General features: G+C 73.8%; 13 protein-coding genes. 9 read left to right on the top strand and 4 right to left on the bottom strand.

Going from position 1 to position 13,383, the window contains the following annotated elements; all coding sequences use genetic code 11:
- Positions 1–831, bottom strand: coding sequence for a DUF3027 domain-containing protein (locus tag HNR21_RS11140; RefSeq protein WP_376766581.1), 831 nt, complete (start codon positions 829–831; stop codon positions 1–3).
- Between the two features lie 110 nt (positions 832–941).
- Here HNR21_RS11140 and HNR21_RS11135 point away from each other — a divergent pair, with 110 nt between their 5' ends.
- On the top strand, positions 942–2,300 hold the full coding sequence (locus HNR21_RS11135) for an MFS transporter (RefSeq protein WP_182705133.1): 1,359 nt from the start codon (positions 942–944) through the stop codon (positions 2,298–2,300).
- Positions 2,301–2,343: 43 nt separating this feature from the next.
- Here HNR21_RS11135 and HNR21_RS11130 read toward each other — a convergent pair whose 3' ends face one another.
- The 3 genes from HNR21_RS11130 to HNR21_RS11120 form a co-directional block, all read right to left on the bottom strand.
- Positions 2,344–2,739 (bottom strand): cold-shock protein, encoded by a 396-nt coding sequence (locus tag HNR21_RS11130; protein ID WP_119727115.1) that lies wholly within the window; start codon positions 2,737–2,739, stop codon positions 2,344–2,346.
- A gap of 72 nt (positions 2,740–2,811) precedes the next feature.
- The gene (locus tag HNR21_RS11125) at positions 2,812–3,474 is read right to left on the bottom strand and encodes an HAD family hydrolase (protein ID WP_182705132.1); all 663 of its coding nucleotides are present in this window, start codon (positions 3,472–3,474) and stop codon (positions 2,812–2,814) included.
- A 207-nt stretch (positions 3,475–3,681) separates the two neighbouring features.
- Complete coding sequence (locus tag HNR21_RS11120; RefSeq protein ID WP_182705131.1) at positions 3,682–4,164, bottom strand: GNAT family N-acetyltransferase; 483 nt, start codon at positions 4,162–4,164, stop codon at positions 3,682–3,684.
- A gap of 186 nt (positions 4,165–4,350) precedes the next feature.
- Here HNR21_RS11120 and HNR21_RS11115 point away from each other — a divergent pair, with 186 nt between their 5' ends.
- The 8 genes from HNR21_RS11115 to HNR21_RS11085 all read left to right on the top strand — a co-directional run bounded on the left by HNR21_RS11115 (position 4,351) and on the right by HNR21_RS11085 (position 13,091).
- Positions 4,351–4,968 carry a TetR/AcrR family transcriptional regulator gene (locus HNR21_RS11115; RefSeq protein ID WP_119727112.1) on the top strand — a complete coding sequence of 206 codons (618 nt, stop codon included), beginning with the start codon at positions 4,351–4,353 and terminating at the stop codon, positions 4,966–4,968.
- 91 nt (positions 4,969–5,059) lie between these two features.
- The gene (locus HNR21_RS11110; RefSeq protein WP_182705130.1) at positions 5,060–7,447 is read left to right on the top strand and encodes a helicase-associated domain-containing protein; all 2,388 of its coding nucleotides are present in this window, start codon (positions 5,060–5,062) and stop codon (positions 7,445–7,447) included.
- 891 nt (positions 7,448–8,338) lie between these two features.
- A complete protein-coding gene (locus HNR21_RS35170) occupies positions 8,339–8,875 on the top strand; it encodes a hypothetical protein (protein ID WP_246442089.1) in 537 nt (178 codons plus the stop codon).
- Positions 8,876–8,881: 6 nt separating this feature from the next.
- Positions 8,882–9,673 (top strand): TROVE domain-containing protein, encoded by a 792-nt coding sequence (locus HNR21_RS35165; protein ID WP_312881558.1) that lies wholly within the window; start codon positions 8,882–8,884, stop codon positions 9,671–9,673.
- Between the two features lie 339 nt (positions 9,674–10,012).
- Positions 10,013–11,539, top strand: a complete 1,527-nt coding sequence (locus HNR21_RS11100; RefSeq protein ID WP_182705129.1) for a class I adenylate-forming enzyme family protein — start codon at positions 10,013–10,015, stop codon at positions 11,537–11,539.
- A 187-nt stretch (positions 11,540–11,726) separates the two neighbouring features.
- The gene (locus tag HNR21_RS11095; RefSeq protein ID WP_119727108.1) at positions 11,727–12,176 is read left to right on the top strand and encodes a helix-turn-helix transcriptional regulator; all 450 of its coding nucleotides are present in this window, start codon (positions 11,727–11,729) and stop codon (positions 12,174–12,176) included.
- A 5-nt stretch (positions 12,177–12,181) separates the two neighbouring features.
- Positions 12,182–12,592: a VOC family protein gene (locus HNR21_RS11090; RefSeq protein WP_182705128.1), complete on the top strand. Its 411-nt coding sequence runs from the start codon at positions 12,182–12,184 to the stop codon at positions 12,590–12,592.
- A gap of 28 nt (positions 12,593–12,620) precedes the next feature.
- Entirely contained in the window at positions 12,621–13,091 is a 471-nt protein-coding gene (locus HNR21_RS11085) for a nitroreductase family deazaflavin-dependent oxidoreductase (protein ID WP_182705127.1), read from the top strand.
- Positions 13,092–13,383 lie beyond the last annotated feature (292 nt).

Here is a 13,383-nt window from a genome sequence, read left to right as displayed (position 1 = left end):
TCAGCTGTGACCGAGGGCCTCTTCGTCGGCCAGCGTCGACACCGGCACCAGGTCGTAGCCCATCTCGTCCACGATCGGCGGCGGGGCCTCCACGCTGGACGGCACCGTCACCGCCTCCGAGTGCGCGCCGCAGCCGTGGTCGGCCGACACCACCCGGCCGTCGTCGGGCGCGTACTCGTTGGCGCACACCCCGAACAACTGCCGCAGCTCACCGGCCAGCGGCAGGTAGAAGCCGCAGGTGGAGCACTGGGCGGGCGCGGAGGCGGCGATCGGGGTGTGCGGCCCGGCGGTGCCCTCGTACCAGCGGGCGGCCACCTCGTCGCGGCCCTCGGCCGACAGCACCCGGGCGCGGCCCAGCCCCAGCTCCCACTGCACCTGCCGTTCGGCCTCGTCCTCGGTGTCGGTGTGGCCGGGCGCCAGCCGCACGTCGTCGGGCGGGGTGGGCAGCAGGTCGCCGGGCCCCAGGTCGCCGGGGCGCAGCCGCTCGATCCACGGCACCCACGGCGGCGGCATCAGCGCGCCCTCGCCGGGGACGAGCACGCACTCGCTGACCGTCACGACCTTGGCGCGGGCGGCGCGGGCCACGGTGACCGCCCACCGCCAGCCCCGGTAGGCCGGGTCCAGGCAGGCGAAGTAGTGCGTGAGCACCCGTTCGGCCTCGGGTTCCATCCCCAGATGCTCGCCGACCGGGCTCGGCGCGGCGGTTTCCTCGGCGGCCGCGCGGGCAAGGTCAACGGCGTCCGCGCAGGCGGCGTCGATGGCGGGGGGTCGGGTCCGGCGCGGTCGCCCGGCGCCGGGCGGGGTGGATCTCGGCTGACGCTGTGCGCTCACCCTTCGATTCTCCCCCATCAACCGGTATGGACAGGCCGGGGCATAGGCCGGACGACGGCCGTGCGGGACCTGCGACATGCAACGCGGAGTGTTCGGGGAGACTGGAGGGCATGGGGGTGCGCTCGGGCCTGGTGGGCACCGTGCGGGCGGCCGGAACCGGCGGCCGCCGGGTCGGCGGTGCGATCCGGCGGGTGACCCACGCCCACGGCGCCGACCGCAGCGGGCTGGGCGGGCTGATCGAGACGACCGCGGTGCACAGCGCCGGTGACGCGCTGGTCGCCGTGGCGCTGGCCGGAACGCTGTTCTTCGGGCTGGACGTCAACCAGGCGCGCGGTCAGGTGGCGCTGTACCTGCTGGTCACGATGGCGCCGTTCGCGCTGGTGGCGCCGCTGATCGGGCCGGCGCTGGACCGGATGCGGCACGCCCGCCGGTACGCCATCGCCACCACCCTGCTGGCGCGGGGGCTGCTGTGCTGGGGCATGGCCGGCGCGGTGCTGCACGGCGACGAGGTGACGCTGCTGCCCGCGGCGTTCGGGGTGCTGGTGCTGTCCAAGGCGTTCGGGGTGCTGCGCAGCGCGGTCACGCCGCGGGTGCTGCCGGAGCGGATCACGCTGGTGACGGCGAACGCGCGGGCCTCGTTCGCCGGCCTGATCGCCGCGTCGGTCACCGCCCCGGCCGGGCTGGGGCTGGCGGCGCTGATCGGGACGGACTGGCTGCTGCGGATCGCGATGGTGGTGTTCGTGCTGGGGGCGGTGCTGGCGCTGCGGCTCCCGGCGCACGTGGACGTCCCCGACGCGGGCGAACGCAGCGCCGCGCCGGGCGAGGGACGGCGCTGGCGGACGCTGCCGCGGGTGGGGCCGGTGGTGGCCGAGGCGATGCAGGCGAACGCGGCGCTGCGGGCGCTGTCCGGGTTCCTGGTGCTCTACCTGGCGTTCCTGCTGCGCGAGAAACGGTTCGAGCCGGTGTCGCACACGGTGGCGCTGGGCCTGCTGGCGGCGTTCGCCGGGGCGGGCGGGCTGGCCGGGACCGGGCTGGGCGCGTGGATGAAGGCGCGCGCACCACAGTTGATCGTGTTCGCCACGCTGACGGTGGCGACGGCGGTGACCGCGGTGTGCGCGGTGTTCTTCGGGCTGTGGGCGGCGCTGGCGGTGGCGTTCGTCGGCGGGCTCGGCCAGTCGCTGGGCAAGCTGTCGATGGACGCGGTGGTGCAGCGGGAGATCGGCGAGGAGGTCCGCTCGTCCACCTTCGCCGTGTCCGAGACCCTGCACCAGCTGGTCTGGGTGCTCGGCGGGCTGGCCGGGCTGGGCACGTCGATCGTGGCCGACGGCCGGGTGGCGCTCGCCGGCGCCGCCGCGGTGCTGGGCCTGTCGCTGGCGCTGCTGCTGGCCGGGCGGGCGAGGCGGGCCGGGCGGCGGCGCCGGGCCGCGACGGCCCGGCGCCCGCCCGAGCCGCACCGGGAACCGGTGTGAACCCGTGTGAACCCGTGTGAACCCGTGCGACGGCGGCGCGCGGTCAGGTGTGCAGGTCGTCGGCGACCGCGCGCAGCACGGCGGCGATCTTCTTGGCCTCGGCGGGCGCCGGGTGCTTGCCGCGCCGGTAGGTGTTGGAGATGCCGTCGAGCAGCTTGATCAGGTCCTCGACGATCGGCACCATCTCGTCCGGCTTCTTGCGCCGGGCCTTGGCCACCGCCTTCTCCACCGACGGCGGGGTCTCCAGCAGGCGCACCGACAGCGCCTGCTGCCCGCGCCGGCCCTCGACCACCCCGAACTCGACACGCTGGCCGGACTTCAGCGACGTCACGCCGCTCGGCAACGCCGAGGAGTGCACGAAGACCTCACCGCCGTCGTCACGGGTGAGGAAGCCGAATCCCTTGTCGGCGTCGTACCACTTGACCTTGCCAGTGGGCACAGGTGACCTCATCCAGCTCTCGCTACGAATTGGCTCAAGCCTAGCCGCCTCGCCGCAAACGGGTGAACCGCGTTACGACGCGGCCCGGCGGCCCGCCAGCCACTCCGGGAAGGCCCCCAGGTCGGGCAGCACCACGTCGGCTCCGTGGGCGCGCAGTTCGGCCGCGTCGAACGGCCCGGTGGCGACCGCGACGCCGAGCGCGGCGGCGGCCCGGGCGGCGTCCACGTCGGCGATGTGGTCCCCCACGAAGATCTGTGCGCCGTGCTCGCGCAGCGCCACCGCCTTGCCGGTGCCGAACAGCCCGCCGACCACCGCGTCCACCGGCAGCCCCAGGTGCTCGACGGTGGCGACGGCGTGGCCGTGGCTCTTGGCGGTGACCACGAGCGTCCGCCCGCCGGCCGCGCGCACCGCCTCGACCGCCTCGAACGCCCCGGGCATCGGCTTGCTGGCGGGCACCGCGATGTCCCCGTACAGCGCGCGGTAGCGGGCGGCCATCTCCTCGATGCGCTCGGCGGGGAACCAGTGCGCCAGTTCGTGCTCCAGGGGCGGCCCGAGCCGGGAGAGGACCTCGTCCACGTCGATGAAGACACCGGTCTCGGCGGCCAGCGCCCGGTAGACGTCGCCGATCCCCTGCCGGGTGTCGGCGAGGGTCAGGTCGAGGTCGAATCCGACGGTCGGGCCGTCTTCCCGAGAGGCGTGGGGGGTCGTTCCCCCACCCGGATCAGCCGTGCGCACCCGCACAGGGTACGCATGGCCCCGCGCCCCCCTGGTAGTGGCGATGCGACGGGATCCGAGTAGGAGGGCGCGGGAGTCCGGTGCGATGTGACATGTGCCGGAACTGGATGTTCCGTCCGAAACCGTGGTTTCGTACTGGTACCTATACCCGCTCGGTAACCGCCCAACCACACCGTTCCGGACCGTGCCCGGACGCGGGATCGGTGCTCAGCGCGCGTCCCACTCCCGCCAGGTGACGTCCACCCCCGGCTCGCACACCGTCTTGAACGGCCAGGTCGCCGTGGTCCACTCGCGGACGAACTCGGCCAGCTCCCGTTCCACCGGGGTGCCCGCCTGGTCGGAGCGGATCCACCAGACCACCCCGGCGTCGGCCTGCGCCCCCGGCCCCGGCGGCAGGATGTGCACCCGCCCCAGCAGCCGCTCCTCGTCGGAGGTCAGCACCGCGTACGTGAACGACCGGCGCAGCTGCCCCTCCTTCTGCAGCCAGCCCAGGTCCACCAGCGCCTGCTCGTACGTCAGGTCCGCGGCGGGCCAGCCCCACCGCTCGCCGAAGCGCTCCCACAGCCGCTCCCGGCTGCTCATCACCGCGTCGTAGTCCTTGACCACGTCGTTCACCGTGATCGGGCGGATGCGGAACCGTTGCCCGGCGACCAGCGTGGGCACGTCGAAGTCCTCGGGCAGGAAGGCCACCTCGACCGACCCCTTCCGTTGAGTTCCCCAAGCCGATTGCTCCGGCCGCCACGCCGCGGCATGTTCCGGAAGCCTAGTGGCCCCCGTATCGGCGCAGTGTCCGATCACCGTTTCGGTCATGCCGGAGCAGGTGCCGGAGGCGGGCGCCGCGGGGATGCCCTACTGTTCTGGCGGAGGGCACACGACATGACGACATCGACACGCGAGCGGATCGTGGCCGAGTCGCTCCGGTTGTTCGCCGACCGGGGCTACGCCGCCACCTCCGTCGCCGAGATAGAAGCCGCCGCCGGGCTGTCCCCGGGCGCCGGCGGGCTGTACCGGCACTTCCGGTCCAAGGAGGAGGTGCTGGGCGCCGCCATCCGCGAGCACATCGCCCGCACCAAGGACCAGATCTCCAGCGTGCTGGAGCACGCCGGGGAGTACGAGGACCGGCCGCTGGAGGTCCGCCTCCGGATGGCCTGCAAGGCCGGCCTGGCCAAGATGCGCGAGGAGCAGGACCTGATCCGGGTGCTGTTCCGCGACCTGGACCAGTTCCCCGGCCTGGTCGCCGAGATGCGCGACGGCCTGGTCAACCCCCTGTACTCGAGCATCGCCACCTGGCTGTCGGCCCAGCCCGAGTACGCGGGCGCCGACGAGGACTGGCAGGCCATCGCCTCCGTGCTCGGCGGCGCGGTGGTCAACTACTGGCTCGCCAACGAGTCCCTGTACGAGTCCCCCTCCCGCGTCGACGAGGCCCGCTTCGTCGACGGCTGGGTCCGCCTCGCCCTCGGCCTCGTCCCCTCCGCACAGCACAGCCCCGCCTGACCCGCTCCCCGCGGGGAACGCCCCCCGCTCCGCTGCGGCCGCCCGCCCCGTCCATCCCGGGGCGTCCGAGGGGCGCACTACCGTGGAGGGGATGGACAGTTACGCCGACTGGCTGCGCGCACGTGACGACGAGGAACTGCGTGCGCTGCTGTCCGCGCGGCCGGAGCTGATCACGCCCGTTCCGGCCGACCTGACCGCGCTGAGCGCACGGGCCGCCGCGCCCGCCTCGGTGGCGCGGGCCCTGGACCGGCTGGACCGGTTCGCCCTGGCGGTGCTGGAGACCGTGCTGGCGTCGTCCCCGCCGGTGTCGCGCCGGGCCGTGGTGGACGCCGTGACCGCCGACACGGACGCCGCCCCGGAGGACGTCGACGCGGCGCTGGCCCTGCTGCGGACCCACGGGCTGGTCTGGGACGGGGAGTCCGGCGGGCTGCGCGGCGCCCCGGGGCTGCGGCAGAGCCTTCCGCACCCGGCGGGCCTGGGACCGCCCGCCGCCGAGCTCTTCGCGACCTACCCGACCGAACGGCTGGTCGCCCTGATCACCGACCTGGAGGGGGCCGAGCCGCGCGGGTTCCCCGACGCGGCCCGGCTGATCGAACGGCTGACCGCCCGGCTGGCCGACCCCGCCGACCTGATCGAGGACGCCGGCCCGCAGGCCCGCGCCGCGCTGGAGCAGCTCGCCTGGGGGCCTCCGGTGGGCCGGGTCGCCGAGGCGCGGCGGGCGGTGCGCGTCGCCACCGCCGAGACCCCGATCGAACGGCTGCTGGCGCGCGGGCTGCTGGCCGCCACCGACGACCGGACCGTCACGCTGCCCCGCGAGGTGGCCCTGCACCTGCGCGGCGGGCGGCTGCTGCGGGACGTCACCGCCCGCCCGCCGGCCGCCGACCCGCCCGCCCCGCGCAGCCCCGAACTGGTCGTGCGCACCGCCGCCGGGCAGGCGCTGACCGCCGTGCGGATGGTGGAGGACCTGCTGGAGCAGTGGGGGGTCGAGCCGCCGCCGGTGCTGCGCAGCGGCGGCCTGGGGGTGCGCGACCTGCGGGCCGCCGCCGCCCGGCTGGACGTGCCCGAATGGCAGGCCGCCGTGCTGGTCGAGACGGCGTACGCGGCGGGGCTGCTGGCCCGTTCCAGCGGCGTCGACGGCGAGTGGCTGCCCACCCGCGCCTACGACCTGTGGCGGCTGCGCGAGACCGCCGAACGCTGGACCGAGCTGGCCGCCGCCTGGCTGCGCACCGACCGGGTGGCGGGCCTGGCCGGGGAACGCGACGAACGGGACCGGGTGATCAACGCGCTCGGCGAGGAACCGGTGCGCGGCGCCGCCCCGCAGATCCGGCAGGCGGCGCTGCGGGAGCTGGCCGACGCCGGCGGGCCGCTGGACGCCGACGCGGTCCGGGCCCGGCTGGCCTGGCGGCAGCCCCGCCGCCGGGGCGCGCTGCGCGACCGGCTGGCGGGCTGGACGCTGCGCGAGGCCGAGCTGCTGGGGTTCACCGGGTTCGGCGCGCTCGCCCCGTACGCCCGCGACCTGCTGGACGGCCGCGACGCCGCCGCGGTGGCCGCCGCGCTGGCCGCCCACCTGCCCGCCCCCGTCGACCAGGTGCTGATCCAGGCCGACCTGACCGCCGTCGCGCCCGGCCCGCTGGTGCCGGAGCTGGCCCGCGAGCTGGCGCTGGCCGCCGACGTGGAGTCCACCGGCGGCGCCACCGTCTACCGCTTCACCGCCGCGTCGATCCGCCGGGCGCTGGACGCGGGACGCACCGCGGGCGAGCTCACCGAGCTGCTCACCCGGCATTCGGCGACCCCGCTGCCGCAGCCGCTGACCTACCTGATCGAGGACGTGGCGCGGCGGCACGGGCATGTCCGGGTCGGCTCGATGGCCTCGTACGTGCGCAGCGACGACCCGGCGGTGCTGGACGAGCTGCTGGCCGACCGGCGCGCCGCCGCCCTGCCGCTGCACCGGCTGGCCCCGACCGTGCTGGCGTCCCGGCTGGGCAGCGCCCAGCTGCTGGAGGCGCTGCGCGGGCTCGGGCTGGCGCCGGTCGCCGAGTCCCCCGAGGGCGGCGTCGTGGTCACCCGGCCGGACGCGCACCGCGCCGAGACGCCGCCCGCGCCCGCCCCCGCGACCCCGTCCGCCGACGGCCACGACCCGGCGATGATCGCCGCCGCGGTCCGCGCGCTGCGCGCCGGGGACCTGGCGGCCCGGCAGGGCGCGGCGGTCGGACCGGCCGGGGTCCCGCCCGCCGACCCGCCCCGGGGCCCGTCGATGGCCACCGTGCAGGAGCTGCGCCAGGCCGTGGAACGCGGCGCCCGGGTGTGGATCGGCTACCTCGACCAGCAGGGCCGGGCCTCCAGCCGGATCGTCGAGCCGGTCCGCGTGGACGGCGGCTTCCTCACCGGATACGACGCCACCCGGGCCGCCGTGCAGCGTTTCGCCCTGCACCGCATCACCGGCGTCGCCGAGGTGGACACGCCAAATCACGAGAACTGACCATAAATGCCATCTCGGCATCCGGGTCCGCTCTAGGATGCAGGTAGGCCATCCATTCCCAAGATCGGACGAATCCGCATGGCCACCATCTATCGGGAACATCCCTGCGATTACTGTGGGACCCCTACACGGAATCGCCGCTTCTGCAGTCATCCCTGCGCTCTGAAGGGAACCCAGGAACAACGGGCAGCCAGCCTAAGAAAGCCCAAGTCGCCCTGCCCTCAATGCGGATGCCCCATCAGAAGCCGAGGCGCGAAGCATTGCAGTCGAGAATGCGCCATCAAAGCCCGCACGACACGGCCTGCACCATGTCGACGCTGCGGCTCCGAAGAACGGACCGGGCGCCGCCGTACAGGGCCTTACTGTTCATGGTCCTGCTGGAACGAAGACCGTTATGAGCGCACTGGCTCCTGCGCCAGCTGGGTTCGCTCCTGGCTCTCCGGGGAAATCAGCGGCACGACCGAAAAGGGCCGACCCGACCACCGGGTCAAGCACGCCCTAGTGTCCTTGCGAGGCCGGCGATGCGAACAATGCGGCTGGGACAAGGTCAACCCAGTCAGCGGACGTGTACCACTACATCTTGATCACATAACAGGGGACCGCAAACGCAACCGCCCCGAAGAGGTCAGGCTCCTGTGCCCCAACTGCCATGCACTGACTCCAACGTACCAACACCTCAATAATTCGCGGGTGAGCGCAACGCGCAAGCACCCAAGCCGCCGACACCTCGAAACATGGATGACCGATCAACCGACAGCCCGAATAACTTATCCCTTGATGGCTCCAGTCAAGGACTGCTATCTGGTGGTTGCCAGGCGTTCCCAGCCCGACTGACCAGGGGACGCGGGCGAGCGGGACGCCCGGTTCCGCGCCCTGGTCGGCGAGGTGGCGGTGACGGACGTCGACTGGCTCACCCGCATGGTCGGCTGGCTGCGCGACGAGGCCGGGATGCGCACGGCGAGCGTGGTGGCCGCGGCCGAGGGCGTCCGGGCCCGCCTGGACGCCTCGCTCAGCGGCGGCAACCGGCGCCTGGTCGACGCCGCGCTGCGCCGCGCCGACGAGCCCGGTGAGCTGATCGCCCACTGGCACGCCCGCTACGGCCGGGCGCTGCCGCAGCCGGTCAAGCGCGGGATCGCCGACGCGGTCCGCCGGCTCTACGACGAGCGTTCGCTGATCAAGTACGACGCCGGCGCGTTCCGGTTCGGCGACGTGCTGGAGCTGACCCACCCGGTGCCGGTCACGGCCCGGCAGGGCGACCTGTTCCGGCACGCCATCGACCGCCGGCACGGCCGCGACCGGCAGATCCCCGGCTCGCTGGAGATCCTGCGGGCCCGTGCCGGGCTGCTGGCGCTGCCGGTGGCCGAGCGGCGCGCGCTGCTGGACCGCCCGAACGCCCCGCAGGTCCTGGCCGCGGCCGGGATGACCTGAGAGTCGCTGGCCGGCTGGCTGCAGGGCCCGCTGACCGCCCGGTTCTGGGAGGCGATCATCCCGAACATGGGACTGTTCGCGCTGATCCGGAACCTGCGCAACTTCGACCGGGCCGGGGTCGGCGACCAGGCCGCCGAACTGGTGGCCGGGCGGCTGGCCGACGCCGAACGGGTGCGCCGGTCGCGGGTGCTGCCGATGCGGTTCCTGGCGGCCTACCGGGCGGCGCCGTCGCTGCGCTGGGCGTGGCCGCTGCAGCGGGCGCTGGACGCGTCCCTGGCGAACGTGCCCCGGCTGCCGGGGCGGACGCTGGTGCTGGTCGACCGGCCCGGCTCGATGTTCTACGCGATGTCGCGGCACGGCAAGCTCACCCAGGCCGACGCCGCCGCCCTGTTCGGCGCCGCGCTGGCGCTGCGCGCCGACCGCGCGGACCTGGTGGAGTTCGGCACCGGCCACCGTCCGGTGCCGTTCCGCCGCGGCGAGTCCTCGCCGACGGTGGTCGAGCGGTTCGGCAACCTGGGCGGCACCAACACCGCCGCCGCGGTCCGCGCGCACCACCGCGGCCACGACCGGGTGGTCATCGTCACCGACGAGCAGGTCTGGGCGGGCCGCGACGGCGAGAATCCCACCCGCGCCGTGCCGGACCGCGTCCCGGTCTACACCTGGAACCTGGCCGGCTACCGCCAGGGCCACGGCCCGTCCGGCGCCGGCACCCGGCACACCTTCGCCGGCCTGTCCGACGCCGCGTTCGCGATGATCCCCCTCATCGAACGCGGCCAGGCCGCCGACTGGCCGTTCTGACAAGGGCGGCTCCGGCAAGGGCGGCGCCCCGTGTTCCCATGCGCGGGGCGCCGCCCTCTCCGTGCGGTACGGCCCCGTCGCCTCCCGCCACGGCTCTCCTCCGTACTCGCGTCGCCGTCGCCCGACGACCGCCCCGAGAGCACGCACCCCACCGGACACCGCCACGCCGCACGTACCGTGCAGGTGACCGGCCTCCGCATCGGCTCCGGCGGCCGGCGGAGGCGATCTAGGGCACGCCGCCCAACGTTCGCGCCGAGGTGTTGGGCGCCGATCCCATTGACGTGTCAACCGTCACACGATCGGCTTTTCCTCAGCACTCCGGACGAAAGGGGCAGCGACATGGAGCGCACTCTCGGCAGGCTCACCGAGCAGGCCTGGGAACGGTTCGACGACTACCCGTCACTGTTCTTCGAAGGCCGCTGGTACCACAGCCAGGAGCTGGCCGAACGCGCCCGGCGGGTGGCCGGAGGGCTGGCCGGGCTGGGCGTGCGGCCGGGTGACCGGGTGGTCGTGATGATGGCCAACTGCCCCGAGGTCGGCATCACCTACCAGGCCCTGTGGCGGGCGGGCGCGGCCATCACCCCGGTGGTGTTCCTGGTGTCCCACGACGAGCTGCGGCACATCCTCGTCGACAGCGGCGCCCGGCTGGTCGTCACCACCTCCGAGGTGCTGCTGACCGTCCAGCTCGCCGCCGACGGCCTGGACGTGCCGATCGTGGTGGCCGGAGACGCCCCCGAGGGCACGATCCCGTACGCCGACCTGGAGCGGGCCGACGAGCTGCCGCTGGTGGACCGCGCCGAGGACGACATGGCCGCCCTGATGTACACCGGCGGCACCACCGGCCGGGCCAAGGGCGTCATGCTCACCCACGCGGGCCTGTACCGGGCGTCGCAGTCCTCCCAGCAGGCCGGAAGGGTGCCGGGGCTGACCCGGGCGCTGATCCCGCTGCCGCTGTCGCACTCGTTCGGCCTGCTGACCACCCTGGTCGGGATGCACACCGACGAGCCGAACGTCGCGGTGCTGATGCGCTGGTTCGACGCCAAGGAGTGGATCCGGCTGGCCGCCGAGCACCGGATCCAGCGCTGCCCGCTGGTCCCGGCGATGATCCACATGCTGCTCGCCGAGCCCGACTTCGGCCGCACCCCCCTGCCGGACCTGAGGTACGTGGTCTCCGGCGCCGCCCCGCTGGCCCGCGAGGCGCTGGAGGAGTTCGAACGGCGGGTGCCCGGCGTCCAGATCCTCGAGGGCTACGGCATGACCGAGACCTGCGCCACCACCGCCGTCAACCGTCCCGGCGACCGCCGCATCGGCAGCGTCGGCAAGCCCCTGCCCGGCTACACGGTGACCATCCGCGACGACGAGGGCCGCGCCCTGCCGCCCGGCGAGGACGGCGAGATCTGCATCGCGAGCGACTCGCTGATGCTGGGCTACTGGCACGCCGAGGACGCCACCGCCGCCGCGATGTCGGACGGTGAACTGCGCTCCGGCGACATCGGCCACCTGGACGAGGACGGCTTCCTCTACATCGTCGACCGCAAGAAGGACCTGATCATCCGCGGCGGCTTCAACGTCTTCCCGCGCGACGTGGAGGACGTCCTGGCCGAGCACCCCGAGGTCACCATGGCGGGCGTCGTCGGCCGCCCCGACCCCAAGAGCGGCGAGGAGGTCGTCGCCTTCGTCTCCCTGGTTCCCGGCGCCACGGTCACCCCCGCCGAGCTCGTCGAGTGGACCCGCGAACGCATCGGCAGGATCAAGTACCCCCGCGAGATCCACGTCGTCGACTCCGTCCCGGTCACCCGTGTCTTCAAGACCGACCGCAAGCGCCTCCGCGAAATGCTCAAGGAGCTCCCCTCCCCGACCTCCTGACCTCTCCGTGGGCCGGTTCCACCTCGACGGAACCGGCCCGCGTCCAGGACACGGCGTGCGAGCTCCGGACAGGAGACCGCGCGCATCCCTCCGCACCCCGGACCCTCACCACCCGACCGGAACGCACCGCGGCCGGGACGCCGGCGGCCCGGGTGACTCCGATGCGACGTGTGGCACGATTTTGCATGTGACCAGCAGATCGGCCGACGAGCAGCGCCTGCGCGACCTCGCGCTGCTGCGCCGCGTCCGCGACCGGATCGACCGGGAGTACGCGCAGCCGCTGGACGTCGAGGCGCTCGCCCGTGGCGTGAACATGTCGGCCGGGCACCTCAGCCGCCAGTTCCGGCTCGCCTACGGCGAGTCGCCGTACAGCTATCTGATGACGCGGCGCATCGAGCGCGCGATGGCGCTGCTGCGCCGTGGCGACCTCAGCGTCACCGAGGTCTGTTTCGCGGTCGGCTGCTCGTCGCTGGGCACCTTCAGCACCCGCTTCACCGAGCTGGTCGGCGTGCCGCCCAGCGTCTACCGGCGCCGGGCGGCGGACGTGGAGGCGGGGATGCCCTCGTGCGTGGCCAAGCAGGTCACCAGGCCGATCAGGAATCGAGAAGCCCCGGCCACCGGGCCGCACCTAGCCTGATCTGCATGGACATCACCATTCACAACACCTTCCTTCCGCACGACGACCCGGAGACCTCCCTGGCCTTCTATCGCGACGTCCTCGGCTTCGAGGTCCGCAACGACGTCGGCGGCGGCAAGATGCGCTGGATCACGGTCGGCCCCAAGGGACAGCCCGGCACGTCCATCGTCCTGCACCCGCCGGCGGCCGACCCCGGCATCACCGACGAGGAGCGCCGCACCATCGCCGAGATGATGGCCAAGGGCACCTACGCCATGATCATCCTGGCCACCGATGACCTCGAGGGCACCTTCGAGCGGCTGGTGGCCGGCGGCGCCGAGGTCGTCCAGGAGCCGACCGAGCAGCCGTACGGAATCCGCGACTGCGCCTTCCGCGATCCCGCGGGCAACATGATCCGCATCAACGAGCTGCGCTGAGGACCGCCGGAGGATCAGGAGGCAACCGATGGCACGGAACCGGCAGTCGGTGGCGGAGGGCGCGAAGGGCGGTTCGCCCGGGGCGGTGTCGCTGTGGATCCAGCGGAAGATGAACGCCCGCATGAACCGCAAGATCCGGCGTGGCCGCGGCAGGTTCATGGGCATGGACGTGCTGATCCTGAACACGGTGGGCCGCCGGAGCGGGCGGCCGCGGGAGACGCCGCTGGCGTGGTTCCCCGACGGTGAGGACGCCTGGCTGATCGTCGCGTCGGGCGGTGGGAGCCGGCACCCGGACTGGTACGTCAACCTGATGGCGCACCCCGACCGGGCGTCGATCGAACTGCCCGGCCGCGACGCCGTGCCGGTGACGCCGCACCGGCTCGACGGCGCCGACCGTGAGCGGGCATGGCGGCGCATCACCGCCGCCCAGCCGCGTTACGCGAAGTACCAGAGCAAATCCGACCGGGAATACCCGGTGATCCGGCTCACCCCGCGGTGACCGCACACGCCCACGGTCGCCGAGCGCAAGCTCAGGCGCATTTTCACGAGGTGCCGTCGATGCTCCGACGGCACCTCGTGCTCTTCCCTGCGGGTGTCGGCCGCGTCCTCGCTTCGGCGGCCAGGCCGCGCACCGGGCCCGCGCACCAGGGCTTCCAGCCGACAGGCGCCTTCGGCCCGTGAGCCACTCGTGCCGGGCGGCTTACCCACGTTCCCCGCGCCCGTCATAGACGACCGGCTCCGCGGCGTACAGCAGCACCACCGCACCATGCGGTCGATCAACCACACCGGCA

Source organism: Thermomonospora cellulosilytica, from assembly GCF_014138835.1.
Classification (GTDB): Bacteria; Actinomycetota; Actinomycetes; order Streptosporangiales; family Streptosporangiaceae; genus Thermomonospora; species Thermomonospora amylolytica.
The sequence above is the reverse complement of the archived record's forward strand: the minus strand, read 5'-3'. Positions and strand labels throughout refer to the sequence as shown.